Here is a 15,923-nt window from a genome sequence, read left to right as displayed (position 1 = left end):
TGCATAGCGTCGGACTGTGGGCACAATTGGCTTGGCTTCGCAGACTGGCCTACAGCGCGCAACGGATGGGGAGGCAGGAACGACGGTGGCGGAACGTAGCACGGCTGCCGTCGACGTGGCCGACAACGACGGCAACGAGCCGTCTGCCGCTCAGGCGGCACAGGCCACGTCCGACGGGGTGGACACCCAGAACGGACGAGCCGCGGACGGACCCATGCCCGACAAGGACGGCGAACGCACGAAGACGGCCTCCACGGCCGCACCCGAACTCCACAGCGGCCACAAGCTCGCCAGACGCTACCGGCTGGAAGAGTGCGTCACCCGTGTGGACGGATTCAGCAGTTGGCGCGCGATGGACGAGAAGTTGCGCCGGGCCGTGGGCGTGCATCTGATGCCCGCCGACCACGCACGGGCGCGCTCCGTCCTGGCCGCGGCCCGCTCGTCCGCGCTCCTCGGCGACCCGCGCTTCGTGCAGGTGCTCGACGCCGTGGAGGAGAACGACCTCGTCTACGTCGTCCACGAGTGGCTGCCCGACGCCACCGAGCTCACCGCCCTGCTCGCCGCGGGCCCGCTGGAGGCCCACGAGGCCTACCAGCTCGTCAGCCAGGTGTCCCAGGCGATGGCCGCCGCGCACCGAGAGGGCCTCGCCCACCTCCGGCTGACGCCGAGCGCGATACTGCGCACTTCCACGGGCCAGTGGCGCATCCGCGGCCTCGCCGTGAACGCCGCACTGCGCGGCATCACCAGCGAGACCCCGCAGCGCGCCGACACCGAGGCCATCGGCGCCCTGCTGTACGCGGCCCTCACGCAGCGCTGGCCGTACGAGAGCGACGCGTACGGCCTCACCGGTCTGCCCAAGGGCGTCGGTCTGATCGCCCCCGACCAGGTCCGCGCCGGGGTCCACCGGGGCCTGGGCGAACTCGCCATGCGCGCGCTCGCCAACGACGGGGCCACCGCCTCCCGTCAGGAACCGGCCTGCACCACCCCGGAAGAGCTGTCCAAGGCCGTGTCCGCGATGCCCCGCATCCGGCCGCCGGAGCCGGCCTTCACGGCCCCGCCGGAGTACCAGCACACCACCTACCAGCAGGGCAGCTACGGCCGCACCACGCCCTCCGGCGTGACCACCGCCCAGAGCCTGCCCGTCGCACCCCCGCCGCCGCCCCTGCAGAGCCGTACCGGCCGCGCACTCAAGTGGGGCGTCGCCGCCCTGCTCATCGCCGCCCTCGGTCTGGGCAGCTGGCAGCTCGCCGACACCCTCCTGGAGCGCGGTACCCAGAAGGGCAACAGCGGCACGAGCAACAACACCAAGCCCGGCACGGACGACGAGAACCCGAAGCAGGCCGAACTCACCCCGCTGCCCATCAAGGCGGCGGCGGAGTACTACCCAGACGCCAAGCCCCAGGACGTCGACGGCGTCCCCAAGAGCTACGACAGCGACCCGGAATCGTTCTGGCGGACCTACAGCTACGAAGACGGTCCTGACCTGGGGGCCTACAAGGAGGGCCTCGGCCTGGTCTTCGACCTCGGCGAGGAACAGGACGTGAGTGCGGCGTCGATAGCGCTCCGGTACAGCGGCGACCACACCACCGCCACGATCTACACGGCACCGAACCTTTCATCGTCGACGTCGATCAAGAGCATGCAGCCGATCGCCAACGGGACCACGAAGGACAACAAGCTGGAGCTCGTCGCGGCCACTCCGGTCAAGGCGCGCTACGTGGTGCTGTGGCTCACGGCCATGCCGAAGGCCGGCGCCTCGGAGTACAGCGGGGCCGGCTACAAGCAGGGCATCTCGAACGTCGTCTTCTCCAAGCGCTCCTAGCGCTCACGGCGCTTCGCCCGGCTCCGGCCGGGCAAAGGGTCTGCGGGAAGCGAATTCCCGCAGACCCGCGGCCCGGCCGCGGGGGTCGGCTGCCGGACGAACCCGGTTCGACCGGTGCTCTGCTCCCAACAGAAGGGGAATCATGAGGCCTGCGGCTGACGACCTCGGCCCCACCTCGGACCAGGAGCTTCTGGCGCTGCACGTGGGTGGTGATCCCGATGCCTTCGGGGAGCTCGTGCGGCGGCATCGGGACCGGTTGTGGGCCGTGGCGCTGCGGACGCTCGGGGACCGGGAGGAAGCCGCGGATGCCGTGCAGGACGCCCTGGTCTCCGCGTACCGGGCCGCGCACACCTTCCGGGGGGATTCCGCCGTCACCACCTGGCTGCACCGGATCACCGTGAACGCCTGCCTCGACCGTGCCCGCAAGGCCGCCTCGCGCCGGACCGCACCCCTGGACGACACGGAGCGCCTGGAGAGCCTCCTGGAGCCCCACGAGTCCGCCGAGGCGCCCGCGGAGCGTCAGGACCTCCACCGGCAGCTCCTGGCCGCTCTCAGAACCCTCCCGGACGAGCAGCGGGCCGCCCTGGTCCTCGTCGACATGCAGGGATACCCCGTCGCCGAAGCCGCCGACATCCTCGACGTGCCCACGGGAACGGTGAAGAGCCGGTGCGCGCGCGGCCGGGCGAAACTCCTGCCGCTCCTCACTCATCTGCGCACGAATGCCGGGGATAACACCGACGCCGAGCGGGGAAGGAACCGGACGCCGGGCACGCCCGTCCCACCAGCGGCAGCACAACCCCGGCAACCAGACCCAGACGCTGTGAAGGGCGGAGGTGGACGACCGTGAGCCCTGCGACTGGTACGCCCGGCACGACCGGAACGATCCGGCACCCGGACGTCTCGGAGATCTCCGACCTGACCGAAGGGCTCCTCTCCCCGTCCCGGTCCGCGGAAATCCGCCGTCACCTCGACGGCTGCGCCCTGTGCGCCGACGTCCTCTCCTCACTGGAGGAGATCCGCGGCCTCCTCGGCACGCTGCCCGGGCCGGCCCGCATGCCCGGCGACATCGCCGGCCGGATCGACGCGGCCCTCGCCGCCGAGGCCCTGCTCGACGCGACCCAGCCGCGGGACCCGGCCACGCCGGCCTCCCGCCCCCGCACCACCGAACGCGCTGTTTCACGTGAAACAGCGCCCGCCGGTCACCCGACCGGCCCAACCGGTCCCGGGCGGCGCCGCGCCCGTCGCCGGATCGCCGTACTCGGCGGTCTGGCCGGCGCCGCCGTGTGCGCCCTCGGCCTCTTCCTCTTCGTCGACTTCTCCGGCACCCCCCACCCCAATACCGCGGCCTCGGACTCCGCCGCCCATCCGCCCGTCAGCGCCGCCGCCGGCGGCACCTACACCGCGCAGGGGCTCCGGGAGAACGTCCAGCGGCTGATCGCTTCGGGAGCGGCGGCCAAGACCGACCCCGGCGGGCAGAACAACACGTACGGGCTGGACGAGACCACCCGCGCTCCCGGGGTGGCTCCCGGCGACCAGCGGGTGGCACCCGCCGTCCCGGCCTGCGTCCAGGACGCCACGGGCCGCTCCGATGCGCCGCTCGCCGCCGAACGCGGCAGCTACCAGGGCTCCGCAGTCCACCTGCTCGTCCTGCCGCACCCGGACGACGCCTCGCGTGTGGACGCCTACCTCGTCGACTCCGCGTGCGAGAGCACCGGCTCGGCCACCCCGGGAAGGGTCCTCCTGAAGAACACCTATCCGCGAAGCTGACCCGTTCAGGTCTGCAGTGCGACGGGTGGGGAATGCGGGCGCCGTAGGATCCGTTGGGTGGGGTGAGAGTCCGCACCGGCCCCCGGTAGGCAGCACGCAGTCCGCAGAGACGAGGAAGAAACCCGTGAGCGACGTTCGAAACGTGATCATCATCGGCTCCGGGCCGGCCGGTTACACCGCCGCCCTGTACACCGCACGCGCTTCGCTCAAGCCCCTGGTCTTCGAAGGCGCCGTCACCGCCGGTGGCGCGCTGATGAACACCACCGAGGTGGAGAACTTCCCCGGTTTCCAGGACGGCATCATGGGCCCGGACCTGATGGACAACATGCGCGGCCAGGCCGAGCGCTTCGGCGCCGAGCTGGTCCCGGACGACATCGTGGCCGTGGACCTCACCGGCGAGATCAAGACCGTGACCGACACCGCCGGCACCGTGCACCGCGCGAAGGCCGTCATCGTGACCACCGGCTCGCAGCACCGCAAGCTGGGCCTGCCCAACGAGGACGCCCTCTCCGGCCGCGGCGTCTCCTGGTGCGCCACCTGTGACGGGTTCTTCTTCAAGGACCACGACATCGCCGTCGTCGGCGGCGGCGACACCGCGATCGAGGAGGCGACCTTCCTCTCCCGGTTCGCCAAGTCCGTCACCATCGTCCACCGCCGGGACAGCCTGCGCGCCTCCAAGGCCATGCAGGACCGCGCGTTCGCCGACCCGAAGATCAAGTTCGCCTGGGACAGCGAGGTCGCCGAGATCCACGGCGAGCAGAAGCTCTCCGGCCTCACCCTGCGCAACACCAAGACCGGTGAGACCTCCGAGCTGCCCGTGACCGGCCTGTTCATCGCCGTCGGCCACGACCCGCGCACCGAACTCTTCAAGGACCAGCTCGACCTCGACGACGAGGGCTACCTCAAGGTCGACGCCCCCTCCACCCGTACCAGCGTCACCGGTGTCTTCGGCGCCGGCGACGTCGTGGACCACACGTACCGTCAGGCCATCACGGCCGCGGGCACCGGCTGCTCCGCCGCCCTCGACGCCGAGCGCTTCCTCGCCGCCCTCGCGGATGCCGAGAAGGCGCACGCGGCGGTCTGACCGGTCCCCACCCCCCGCACCAGCCCCACACCCCACCCCGCAGGAAGAACAAGGAGGCCGCTGTGGCCGGCACCCTCAAGAACGTGACCGACGCCGACTTCGACGCCGAGGTCCTCAGGAGCGACAAGCCCGTACTGGTCGACTTCTGGGCCGCCTGGTGCGGACCGTGCCGCCAGATCGCGCCGTCCCTCGAGGCCATCGCCGCCGAGTACGGCGACCAGATCGAGATCGTCAAGCTCAACATCGACGAGAACCCGGCCACCGCCGCCAAGTACGGCGTCATGTCCATCCCGACGCTCAACGTCTACCAGGGCGGCGAGGTCGCCAAGACCATCGTCGGCGCCAAGCCGAAGGCCGCCATCCTGCGGGACCTCGCCGACTTCGTCGAGGTCAAGACCGCCTGACGACGGCCGGTGTTCCACGTGGAACGGGCCCGCCCCCTCGGAGGGGGCGGGCCCGTTTCCCGTACTCCGTCAGAGCGGCCGTAGGGCCGGCTCCTTGCGCGCGCCGCCCAGCAGCCGGTCCAGGGCCAGCTCGACGTCTTCCTTCCAGGACAGGGTCGACCGCAGCTCCAGCCGCAGCCGGGGACGCGACGGATGAGGACGCACGGTCTTGAAGCCCACGGCCAGGAGATGGTCCGCCGGCAGCAGGCAGGCCGGGCCCTCCCACCGTGCGTCCCCGAACGCCTCGATCGCCCGGAACCCCCTGCGCAGCAGATCCTTGGCCACCGTCTGCACCATGACCCGGCCCAGCCCCTGCCCCTGGTATCCGGGCATGATCCAGGCGGTGATCAGCTGAACGGCGTCCGGTGAGACCGGACTCGTCGGGAAGGCGGTGGCCCGGGGGACGTACGCCGGCGGCGCGTAGAGCACGAAGCCCACGGGCACCTCGTCCACGTAGACCACACGGCCGCAGGATCCCCACTCCAGCAGAACGGCGGAGATCCACGCCTCCTTCTCCGTCTCCGAAGTACCCGCCTTCACAGCGGCCTCACCGCTGACCGGATCCAGTTCCCAGAAGACGCAGGACCGGCAACGTCGAGGCAGGTCCTGGAGGTTGTCCAAGGTGAGCGGTACCAGCCGACGACCCATGACCGCATCGTATCCACTGGTCCATCGTTCTTCGACAGCAAAGCGAAGGGGCGGATCACACCGGTTCACACCGGCGGGATCCGCCCCTCGGCCTACTTGGGGATCACTCCCCGGAGAGGCCCTGATCCAGCACCCGGCCCTCGCCCGGTGCCAGCGTTCCCAGAATCCGCTCCAGATCCTCCATCGAAGCGAACTCGACGGTGATCTTGCCCTTCTTCTGGCCCAGGTCCACCTTCACCCGGGTCTCGAACCGGTCCGACAGCCGCGTCGCCAGCTCGCTGAGCGCCGGCGACACCCGGGCTCCTGCACGCGGCCCCTTCGGCTTCACCGTGCTCGACGGCTCCGAGGCCATCAGCGTCACGATCTCCTCGACCGCGCGCACCGACAGGCCCTCGGCCACGATCCGGTGTGCCAGCCGATCCTGCTCCGCGGAGTCCTCCACCGAGAGCAGCGCCCGCGCGTGCCCCGCCGAGAGCACCCCGGCGGCCACCCGGCGCTGCACCGGCAGCGACAGCTTCAGCAGTCGCAGGGTGTTGGACACCTGGGGACGCGAACGGCCGATCCGGTCGGCCAGCTGGTCGTGCGTGCAGTTGAAGTCCTGGAGCAGCTGGTCGTAGGCGGCAGCCTCCTCCAGCGGGTTGAGCTGAGCCCGGTGCAGGTTCTCCAGCAGGGCGTCCAGCAGCAGCTTCTCGTCGTCCGTCGCACGGATGATCGCCGGAATGGCCTCCAGTCCGGCTTCCCTGCAGGCACGCCAACGCCGCTCACCCATGATCAGCTCGTACCGGCCGGGTGCCGACTGGCGCACCACCACCGGCTGGAGCAGGCCCACCTCCTGAATGGAGGTGACCAGCTCCGCGAGTGCGTCCTCGTCGAACACCTCGCGCGGCTGACGCGGGTTCGGGGTGATCGTGTCCATCGGGAGCTCCGCGAACGTCGCTCCCGCCACCGTGTTCACCTCGGCCTCGGGCTCCGGGGCCGGCTCCGGCTCGGCCACCGGGAGCACGGCGAGCGATGTTTCACGTGAAACATCGGCCTGCGCCAGCGCCGCCAGCTTCGCCGCCGCGATTCCCCGCTCGGACGCCATCTCCGGAACCGCCGTCGGAGACGCGGACCCGGCATTGCTCGCCGGCAGCGTCTTCTCCTGCGGAGCCTGCGGGATCAGTGCGGCGAGCCCCCGTCCCAGACCTCTACGTCGCTCACTCACTGGATCCCCTCCGCCATACTCTGCGTGCTGTTCATGCCCGCGCCCAGATGGGCGTGCTGGGACTCGTACTGCATTCCGACCCCCCGATACGCGATCTCTCGCGCCGCCTCCAGATAGGAGAGAGAACCGCTGGAACCCGGGTCGTACGTGAGCACCGTCTGCCCGTAGCTCGGCGCCTCGGAGATACGCACCGACCGGGGGATGCTCGTCCGGAGCACCTCCTTGCCGAAGTGGCTGCGCACCTCGTCCGCCACCTGCGATGCGAGCCGGGTCCTGCCGTCGTACATCGTCAGCAGGATGGTCGACACGTGGAGGGCCGGGTTCAGGTGGGCCCGCACCAGATCGACGTTGCGCAGCAGCTGGCCCAGGCCCTCCAGCGCGTAGTACTCGCACTGGATCGGGATCAGCACCTCGGCGCCGGCCACCAGGGCGTTCACCGTCAGGAGGCCGAGCGAGGGCGGGCAGTCGATCAGGATGTAGTCGAGTGGCTGGTCGTACGCCTGGATCGCCCGCTGGAGACGGCTCTCCCTCGCCACCAGCGACACCAGCTCGATCTCCGCACCCGCCAGATCGATCGTGGCCGGAGCGCAGAAGAGCCCCTCCACGTCGACCACCGGCTGGACGACCTCCAGCAGCGGCCTGCTGTCCACGAGCACGTGGTAGATGGAGGGCACGTCCGCGTGGTGATCGATGCCCAGTGCGGTGGACGCGTTCCCCTGCGGGTCGAGGTCGACCACGAGGACCCGTGCTCCGTTCAGAGCCAGCGAGGCCGCCAGGTTCACGGTCGTCGTGGTCTTGCCCACGCCGCCCTTCTGGTTGGCGACCACGATGACACGGGTCTGATCCGGGCGCGGCATGGCTGCACCGGAGCGCCCCATCGCCTCCACCGCCAGCTGGGCGGATCGACCGATGGGGGTCTCGTTGTCTACAAGGGGCGGGGGCGATGTTTCACGTGAAACATCCTCACCCACCGGTTCAGAGCGGGGACCGGGGACCGGGTCGGCCATCGGCCCCGCGAGGTTGGCGTCGGACCGCACGGTGTCACTCTCCTCGACATCAGGCTCGCGATGAACAGAGCCTGCCATGTCACCGGGGTCGCGAACCAGCGGGGCCCGTACTCCTGTGGATGAATCCACCGATGTGGACAACTCCGTCCCCCTTGCGTCCTTGCGCTGGAGGGGGGACGCAGCCGCACGACCGCGGCTGATGATTCCGTGCAGCAGAGAGCGACGTTTCACGTGAAACACGATGCCCGGACGGAGTCTTCAGGCCCCTACGACACTCCGAAATGCATACCTATAGGGCCCAACGCAGACGAAATCTCCGCGCGGGCCCCACAGAACCAGCGAATCAACGACGCCGGCGCGTCCGTCCGACCCGGGCAGCCTTAGCCCGCTTGGCCGCGAACCTCACCCCACCGGGGCTTTCTCCGACCTCGACCCGGACCACCGTCGACAGCGGGTCCACGCGTCCCTCGCCCACCTGCAGCACCGAGGTCTTCACCACACCGAGCTTCGTCAGCGCCGTCTTGGCCGACACCAGCTCCTCCTCGGCGGTGTCGCCCTTCAGCGCCAGCATCTCGCCGTAGGGGCGCAGCAGGGGAACGCCCCAGCCGGCCAGCCGGTCCAGCGGAGCCACGGCCCGCGCCGTCACCACGTGCACCGGCTGGAGCTTGCCGAGGACTTCCTCGGCCCGCCCGCGCACCACGGTGACGTGGTCGAGGCCCAGCAGCTCCACGGCTTCCTGAAGGAAGGTGGTCCGCCGCAGCAGCGGCTCCAGCAGGGTGATCTTGAGATCCCGCCGCACCAGCGCCAGCGGGATGCCGGGCAGACCCGCGCCCGAGCCCACGTCGCACACGGTGACGCCCTGGGGCACCACTTCCGACAGGACTGCGCAGTTCAGCAGGTGCCGCTCCCAGAGCCGCGGCACCTCGCGCGGCCCGATCAGGCCGCGCTTGACTCCCGCGTCCGCGAGCAGCTCCGCATACCGCACAGCTTCCGGGAAAAACTCACCGAACACCGCGCGCGCCTCTTCGGGCGCCTCGGGAAGCTCAGCTGCCTCCGTCACGGGGACCGTCCTTCCGTACCTCGTGGTCCCGAAGACCACGTATTCAAGATGCCGCGTCGTTCACTTGCCAGGCTGACAAACATCGGCCCCGCCTGCGATACAGACGGGGCCGAACACTCATGCTGGCGATCAGGCCGGGAGCACAACGACGAAGCGCTGCGGCTCCTCGCCCTCGGACTCGCTCCGCAGACCGGCGGCCGCCACAGCGTCGTGGACGACCTTCCGCTCGAAGGGGGTCATGGGAGCCAGCTTCAGCGGCTCGCCGGACGCCTTCACATCCGCCGCCGCCTTCGCGCCCAGGGCCGCCAGCTCCTCGCGCTTCTTCGCGCGGAACCCGGCGATGTCGAGCATCAGCCGGCTGCGGTCCCCGGTCTCCCGGTGGACGGCCAGGCGGGTCAGCTCCTGCAGGGCCTCCAGGACCTCACCGTCGCGGCCCACGAGCTTCTGCAGGTCGCGGCTGGCGGAGTCACTGACGATCGACACCGCGGCACGGTCGGCCTCGACGTCCATGTCGATGTCGCCGTCCAGGTCTGCGATGTCCAGCAGACCCTCGAGGTAGTCGGCCGCGATCTCACCCTCCTGCTCGAGGCGGGTCAGGGTGTCGCCACTCTCAGCGGCGGCGGTGGTGGTGCCTTCCGTCACGGGAGGGACTCCTTCTTACTTCTTGGGAGAGGGCTTGCTGGGCGTCTGGCGCTGCGACTTCGTCTGCCGCTTCGGCTGCTGCCGCTTCGCGGCACCGCCGCTCGCTGCGTCCGAATCCGCCGTGCCCTCGGAACTCTTGATCACGGAGCCGTCCGCCTGGGCGGCCAGACCCTGCTTCGAGAGGGCCGTGATGAACTTCCGCTCGTTGTCGTTGCGGTCCGGCCCCTTGGCCACGATGGCAGCGACGATCTTCTTCTTGCCCCGGCCCTTGACCTCACCGTGCGAGGTGGCGTGCTTGAGCAGCCGCGTCAGGTACTGGTCCTGCGCCTTGCTGCCCGGCGTCGGGTTCTGGTTGATCACGTACATCTGCTGACCCATGGTCCAGACGTTGGTGGTCAGCCAGTAGACGAGGACACCGACGGGGAAGTTGATACCCATGACCGCGAAGATCACCGGGAAGATGTACATCAGCATCTTCTGCTGCTGCATGAACGGCGTCTTGACCGACAGGTCGACGTTCTTCTGCATCAGCTGACGCTGGGTGTAGAACTGCGACAGCGACATCATGACGATCATGACCGCGGTCACGACCCGGACGTCCGTGAGCGAGGCGCCGAGAGCGGCGACCTTCTCGGAGCTGTCCATGAACTTGGCGGCGATCGGCGCGCCGAAGATCTTGGCCTCACGGGCGCTGTCGACGAGCTGCTGGTTCAGGACGCCGATGGTCTTGCCGTCGGCGATGTTCGCCAGCACGTGGTAGAGCGCGAAGAAGAACGGGGACTGCGCCAGGATGGGAAGGCACGAGGAGAGCGGGTTGGTACCCGTCTCCTTGTACAGCTTCATCATCTCTTCGGACTGACGCTGCTTGTCGTTCTTGTAGCGCTCCTGGATCGCCTTCATCTTCGGCTGGAGCGCCTGCATGCCACGCGTCGCCTTGATCTGCTTCACGAAGAGCGGGATCAGGCAGATGCGGATCAAGACCACCAGGGACACGATGGACAGGCCCCAGGCCCATCCACTGTCCGGCCCGAAGACCGCCCCGTACAGCGAGTGGAACTGGACGATGATCCAGGAAACGGGTGTGGTGATAAAGCTGAACAGACCGGCGATCGTGTCCACTAATCAGGCTCCTTGAGCATTGCGAGATCTACGCAACGCACTGCGCAGCTGCTCGTGCCAACGCGGGCGTTTACGGGGTGGGACATGGTCCACGCCACCCGGGGACCACGGATTGCACCGCAGGATCCGCCAGGCGGTCAGCGCTGTCCCCTTCACCGCACCATGCCGGTCGATGGCCGTGTACCCGTAGTGCGAACACGACGGGTAGTAGCGGCACACCGGCCCGAGCAGCGGACTGATCGTCCACTGGTACAGCTTGATCAAAGCGAGCAGCGGGTACTTCATCGAGCCACGCCTCCCAGGAGCCGCACCAGAGCGGCATCCAGGTCCCGGGCCAGTTCATCGGGGCCGGCATCGCCCGCTCCGGGCAACGCTCGTACCACCACCAGGCTACCGGCGGGCAGCTGCGACAGCCGCTCGCGGACCAGATGGCGAAGACGGCGCTTGACCCGGTTCCGTATGACGGCGTTGCCGACGGCCTTGCTGACGACGAAACCCGCACGCGACGAGGGATCGATCTCCCCCGACTCGTGCGGGTCCGTTGCACCGCTTGTACGTAGGTGGACGACGAGGAGTGGGCGACCGGCCCGGCGTCCTCGGCGTACCGCGCTCGCGAAGTCCTCGCGCCGCCTCAGCCGATTCTCGGGAGACAGCACGACGTCACGACCTGCGCGTTGTTACGCGGAAAGGGCGGCGCGGCCCTTGGAACGACGGTTCGCGAGGATCGCGCGACCGGCACGGGTACGCATCCGCAGGCGGAAGCCGTGGGTCTTGGCACGACGGCGGTTGTTCGGCTGGAAGGTGCGCTTGCTCACTCGGGGGCTCCAGAGAATGAATCGTTGTGGCGGGACATCGCCTGGCTGTCACCGTGCGCCCACGAGGAAACTCGCGTGTTCGCCCGAGTGGCACCGCTAAATGATCACTATCAGTGACCTTCGCCCATCGGTAGGCAGGCGGCAGCAGCCATCGACAACTCGACCTCGTTACGGTACGCGCGGCTACGCCATCCGGTCAAACCGAGCCCGCCCTGCCCCACACTGTGCACAGGCTGTGGACAACGACTTGAACCGCAGCCTCTGGCCTGACTACCGTTGCCTGACCCCGGATTTTTTGTCCCGACCGTCCCAAAGAACCACACATTCGTGGGACCCCTGTGAGAGAGCGTGCTCTGTGGCTGACGTACCTGCCGATCTTGCCGCAGTGTGGCCAAGGGTGCTCGAGAAGCTCCTCGGGGAGGGACAGCCGGGCATCGAGCCCAAGGACAAGCAGTGGGTCGAGCGGTGTCAGCCCCTGGCACTCGTCGCCGACACCGCCCTGCTCGCCGTCCCCAACGAGTGGGGCAAGCGCGTCCTCGAAGGCCGCCTCGCCCCGCTGATCAGCGACGCGCTCAGCCGGGAGTGCGGCCGCCCCATCCGGATCGCCATCACGGTGGACGACTCCGCCGGCGAGCCCGCACCCGCCGCCCCTCCCGTCCAGCAGCCCGGCGGCTACGAGCCCTACGGCGGCCAGCGCCCGGGCGGCGGCGGCCCCTCGGACGACCAGCTCCCCACGGCCCGCCCGGCCTATCCGGAGTACCAGCAGCAGCGCCCCGAGCCCGGCGCGTGGCCCCGCGGCGGGCAGCAGGACGACTACGGCTGGCAGCAGCCGCGCCTGGGCGGCTTCCCCGAGCGCGACCCGTACGCCTCCCCGCAGCCCGGCTACCTCCAGCAGTCCGAGCCCTCGGGCTACGACCAGCAGCAGTACGACCAGTCCTCCTATGACAAGGGCTCCTACGACCAGCAGCAGCACCAGCAGCAGCAGTACGAGCAGTCCCCGTACGAGCAGCAGCAGCCGTCGCACCAGCCCCATCAATACGAGCAGCAGTCCTACGAGCAGCCCGCACCGCGCCAGGCTCCGGGACGGCCCGCCCCGCCCCCGGCCCCGTCCGGCGGCTCCACCTCGGGCCCGCTGGAGCCGACCGCCCGGCTGAACCCCAAGTACCTCTTCGACACGTTCGTCATCGGCGCGTCCAACCGCTTCGCGCACGCCGCCGCGGTGGCCGTAGCCGAGGCGCCGGCGAAGGCCTACAACCCCCTCTTCATCTACGGGGAGTCGGGCCTCGGCAAGACGCACCTGCTGCATGCCATCGGGCACTACGCGCGGAGCCTCTACCCCGGCACCCGCGTGCGGTACGTGAGCTCCGAGGAGTTCACCAACGAGTTCATCAACTCGATCCGCGACGGCAAGGGCGACGCGTTCCGCAAGCGCTACCGCGAGATGGACATCCTGCTCGTCGACGACATCCAGTTCCTCGCGAGCAAGGAGTCGACGCAGGAGGAGTTCTTCCACACCTTCAACACGCTCCACAACGCCAACAAGCAGATCGTCCTCTCCTCCGACCGGCCGCCCAAGCAGCTCGTCACCCTCGAGGACCGGCTCCGCAACCGCTTCGAGTGGGGTCTGATCACGGACGTCCAGCCGCCCGAGCTGGAGACCCGCATCGCGATCCTGCGCAAGAAGGCGGTCCAGGAGCAGCTCAACGCCCCGCCGGAGGTACTGGAGTTCATCGCCTCCCGCATCTCGCGCAACATCCGCGAGCTGGAGGGGGCGCTGATCCGCGTCACGGCCTTCGCGAGCCTCAACCGGCAGCCGGTCGACCTGGGCCTCACCGAGGACGTCCTCAAGAACCTGATCCCGGGCGGCGAGGACAGCGCACCGGAGATCACGGCCGGCGACATCATGGCGGCCACCGCGGACTACTTCGGCCTGACCGTGGACGACCTGTGCGGCTCCTCTCGCAGCCGGGTCCTGGTCACCGCCCGGCAGATCGCCATGTACCTGTGCCGGGAGCTCACCGACCTGTCGCTGCCCAAGATCGGGGCGCAGTTCGGCGGCCGCGACCACACCACGGTCATGCACGCGGACCGCAAGATCCGCGCTCTGATGGCCGAGCGGCGCTCCATCTACAACCAGGTCACGGAGCTGACCAACCGCATCAAGAACGGCTGAGCGCGGGCGCCGGTCGGCTCGGCCGGCGCCGCGTCAGAGTCCCTTCAAACGCATTCAGAGGGCGCTCCCGGTCCACAACGGGGGCGCCCTTCTTCGTGCGTGCGCCCCTGACCTGTTCGAATACGCCCCCTGGGGAGCAACTCATCCACAGATTCGGCGACTTTCTTCCGTCCACACCCTGGGGACTGCCCGCGTCGCCCACAATCTGTCCACAGGGGTGGCTGTTGAGGACCCATCAGGCCTGGTCAGAACCCTGTGGAATTGTGCGCAAGCGTCATCCACAGGCTGTGGACGAAATTCTCGTCCACAGGTCTGTCCACGTCGTTGTCCACCGCCACCCCACAGGTTCCCTCATGCTGTGCACAGGTTCTGCGGACTTCTCCACACCCTTGTCCACTGTTCGGCAACGCGCCACCCCCTCTCACCGCCCGGAGTGAAAGCCGTCACACGGATGTAGACGTTTGGGTTGTGGAGTACCGGGGGAAAGCTGGGGACGCACCTGTGGAGTAGTCGGGGCCACCTGGGGACAGCCTGTGCAGAACTTTTCGTTCTCCACAGGGACACCGTGTTGTCCACCGGTGCCACCCACAGGGTCGGTGGATAAAAAACGCACTCTGACCTGCGATGACGGGCTTATCCACCGTTTCCACAGGCCCTACTACTACCCCCATAGAGAGTTAGGCCGGTTTCGGTTTTCAAGCAGGTCCTGTGCACAACTCGTCGGTCGTCCGTCCCGGCGCCTCGCTCCCGACTTGACCGCCGGCCGCACCGAGTGTCGGCGCCGTACGTCAGACTGGTCCCCGGCATCGGTCGAGGCATCGACGAGCCGACGACGAAGGCCGGCAGACGAGCGAGCAACAGCAGGAGGCGGTTCCGGTGAAGATCCGGGTGGAGCGCGACGTACTCGCGGAGGCGGTGGCCTGGGCGGCCCGTAGCCTCCCGGCCCGGCCGCCGGTGCCCGTCCTCGCGGGCCTGCTGCTCAAGGCCGAGGAAGGCACTCTGAGCCTCTCCGGCTTCGACTACGAGGTCTCGGCCCGCGTCTCGGTCGAGGCGGACGTCGAGGAGGACGGCACGGTCCTGGTCTCCGGCCGGCTGCTCGCCGACATCTGCCGCGCCCTCCCCAACCGGCCGGTGGAGATTTCCACAGACGGTGTACGGGCGACCGTGGTCTGCGGCTCCTCGCGGTTCACACTCCACACCCTTCCTGTGGAGGAGTACCCGGCGCTGCCGCAGATGCCGACCGCGACCGGCACCGTGCCCGGCGAGGTCTTCGCCGCCGCCGCCAAGCAGGTCGCCACGGCCGCCGGCCGCGACGACACCCTGCCCGTGCTGACCGGTGTCCGCATCGAGATCGAGGGCGACCGCGTCACGCTGGCCTCCACCGACCGCTACCGCTTCGCGGTCCGCGAGTTCCTGTGGAAGCCGGAGAACCCGGAGGCGTCGGCCGTGGCCCTGGTGCCCGCCAAGACGCTCCAGGAGATCGCCAACTCGCTGACCAGCGGTGACACCGTGACCCTGGCGCTTTCCGGCTCCGGTGCGGGCGAGGGCCTGATCGGTTTCGAGGGCGCCGGCCGCCGCACCACCACCCGGCTGCTGGAGGGCGACCTGCCCAAGTACCGGACGCTCTTCCCGACCGAGTTCAACTCCGTCGCCGTGATCGAGACCGCCCCGTTCGTCGAGGCCGTCAAGCGCGTGGCCCTGGTGGCCGAGCGCAACACCCCGGTCCGCCTCAGCTTCGAGCAGGGCGTGCTGATCCTGGAGGCCGGCTCCTCCGACGACGCACAGGCTGTGGAAAGGGTCGACGCCCAGCTCGACGGCGACGACATCTCGATCGCCTTCAACCCGACCTTCCTGCTGGACGGCCTCAGCGCGATCGCCTCGCCCGTGGCCCAGCTCAGCTTCACCACGTCGACGAAGCCCGCGCTGCTCAGCGGCCGCCCGGCGGTCGACGCAGAGGCCGACGAGGCCTACAAGTACCTGATCATGCCGGTGCGCCTGTCCGGCTGACGCCCTGCCGGTCGACGTCGGGCCCGGTCTCGCACGCTGCTGCGGACCGGGCCCGACGCCGTCCACAGGCTGGGGAGGGCGCCGGGAAAACCGGCAAGCCGGTCCGGCCGCCATGGAGCGCCCGCGAGGCCC

General features: G+C 69.3%; 15 protein-coding genes and 2 pseudogenes. 8 read left to right on the top strand and 9 right to left on the bottom strand.

Translation table 11 applies throughout. The annotated features are described in order from the left end of the window. Positions 1-85: 85 nt before the first annotated feature. The 5 genes from AB0O53_RS06240 to trxA all read left to right on the top strand — a co-directional run bounded on the left by AB0O53_RS06240 (position 86) and on the right by trxA (position 5,077). Complete coding sequence (locus tag AB0O53_RS06240) at positions 86-1,822, top strand: protein kinase family protein (protein WP_350990402.1); 1,737 nt, start codon at positions 86-88, stop codon at positions 1,820-1,822. 142 nt (positions 1,823-1,964) lie between these two features. Beyond that, positions 1,965-2,669, top strand: coding sequence for an RNA polymerase sigma factor SigM (sigM, locus tag AB0O53_RS06235; protein ID WP_350990400.1), 705 nt, complete (start codon positions 1,965-1,967; stop codon positions 2,667-2,669). Then, a complete protein-coding gene (locus tag AB0O53_RS06230) occupies positions 2,666-3,589 on the top strand; it encodes an RsmA family anti-sigma factor (RefSeq protein ID WP_350990398.1) in 924 nt (307 codons plus the stop codon). Before sigM ends, AB0O53_RS06230 begins: the two co-directional genes overlap by 4 nt. A gap of 124 nt (positions 3,590-3,713) precedes the next feature. Then, a complete protein-coding gene (trxB, locus tag AB0O53_RS06225; protein ID WP_350990396.1) occupies positions 3,714-4,673 on the top strand; it encodes a thioredoxin-disulfide reductase in 960 nt (319 codons plus the stop codon). 62 nt (positions 4,674-4,735) lie between these two features. Next, on the top strand, positions 4,736-5,077 hold the full coding sequence (trxA, locus tag AB0O53_RS06220) for a thioredoxin (protein WP_030839308.1): 342 nt from the start codon (positions 4,736-4,738) through the stop codon (positions 5,075-5,077). Between the two features lie 69 nt (positions 5,078-5,146). Here the strand turns inward: trxA and AB0O53_RS06215 are convergent, their stop codons facing one another. The 9 genes from AB0O53_RS06215 to rpmH all read right to left on the bottom strand — a co-directional run bounded on the left by AB0O53_RS06215 (position 5,147) and on the right by rpmH (position 11,611). Continuing rightward, on the bottom strand, positions 5,147-5,764 hold the full coding sequence (locus AB0O53_RS06215; RefSeq protein WP_350990394.1) for a GNAT family N-acetyltransferase: 618 nt from the start codon (positions 5,762-5,764) through the stop codon (positions 5,147-5,149). Between the two features lie 103 nt (positions 5,765-5,867). Further along, a complete protein-coding gene (locus AB0O53_RS06210) occupies positions 5,868-6,968 on the bottom strand; it encodes a ParB/RepB/Spo0J family partition protein (RefSeq protein ID WP_365193475.1) in 1,101 nt (366 codons plus the stop codon). Then, positions 6,965-8,053, bottom strand: coding sequence for a ParA family protein (locus AB0O53_RS06205; RefSeq protein ID WP_078959535.1), 1,089 nt, complete (start codon positions 8,051-8,053; stop codon positions 6,965-6,967). The genes AB0O53_RS06210 and AB0O53_RS06205 overlap by 4 nt, the downstream gene beginning before the upstream one ends. 265 nt (positions 8,054-8,318) lie before the next feature. Then, a complete protein-coding gene (rsmG, locus tag AB0O53_RS06200) occupies positions 8,319-9,035 on the bottom strand; it encodes a 16S rRNA (guanine(527)-N(7))-methyltransferase RsmG (RefSeq protein WP_350990389.1) in 717 nt (238 codons plus the stop codon). A 129-nt stretch (positions 9,036-9,164) separates the two neighbouring features. After that, complete coding sequence (locus AB0O53_RS06195) at positions 9,165-9,677, bottom strand: Jag family protein (RefSeq protein ID WP_030025736.1); 513 nt, start codon at positions 9,675-9,677, stop codon at positions 9,165-9,167. A gap of 15 nt (positions 9,678-9,692) precedes the next feature. Beyond that, complete coding sequence (gene yidC / locus AB0O53_RS06190; RefSeq protein ID WP_350990387.1) at positions 9,693-10,796, bottom strand: membrane protein insertase YidC; 1,104 nt, start codon at positions 10,794-10,796, stop codon at positions 9,693-9,695. A gap of 3 nt (positions 10,797-10,799) precedes the next feature. After that, positions 10,800-11,081 carry a membrane protein insertion efficiency factor YidD gene (yidD, locus tag AB0O53_RS06185; RefSeq protein WP_076043740.1) on the bottom strand — a complete coding sequence of 94 codons (282 nt, stop codon included), beginning with the start codon at positions 11,079-11,081 and terminating at the stop codon, positions 10,800-10,802. Beyond that, positions 11,078-11,452, bottom strand: a complete 375-nt coding sequence (gene rnpA, locus AB0O53_RS06180; RefSeq protein WP_078848045.1) for a ribonuclease P protein component — start codon at positions 11,450-11,452, stop codon at positions 11,078-11,080. The genes yidD and rnpA overlap by 4 nt, the downstream gene beginning before the upstream one ends. Before the next feature lie 21 nt (positions 11,453-11,473). After that, a complete protein-coding gene (gene rpmH, locus AB0O53_RS06175) occupies positions 11,474-11,611 on the bottom strand; it encodes a 50S ribosomal protein L34 (RefSeq protein ID WP_018547628.1) in 138 nt (45 codons plus the stop codon). Between the two features lie 355 nt (positions 11,612-11,966). Here rpmH and dnaA (AB0O53_RS38400) point away from each other — a divergent pair. The 3 genes and pseudogenes from dnaA (AB0O53_RS38400) to dnaN all read left to right on the top strand — a co-directional run. Next, positions 11,967-12,462 (top strand): annotated as a pseudogene (gene dnaA / locus AB0O53_RS38400) (chromosomal replication initiator protein DnaA); the annotation flags it as partial. A gap of 146 nt (positions 12,463-12,608) precedes the next feature. Next, a pseudogene (gene dnaA, locus AB0O53_RS38395) lies at positions 12,609-13,784 on the top strand (chromosomal replication initiator protein DnaA); the annotation flags it as partial. 876 nt (positions 13,785-14,660) lie between these two features. Next, positions 14,661-15,791 carry a DNA polymerase III subunit beta gene (dnaN, locus tag AB0O53_RS06165; RefSeq protein ID WP_350990382.1) on the top strand — a complete coding sequence of 377 codons (1,131 nt, stop codon included), beginning with the start codon at positions 14,661-14,663 and terminating at the stop codon, positions 15,789-15,791. Positions 15,792-15,923 lie beyond the last annotated feature (132 nt).

This window comes from Streptomyces erythrochromogenes (assembly GCF_040684695.1).
GTDB lineage: Bacteria > Actinomycetota > Actinomycetes > Streptomycetales > Streptomycetaceae > Streptomyces > Streptomyces erythrochromogenes_C.
This window is presented reverse-complemented; position numbering and strand designations above follow the sequence as displayed.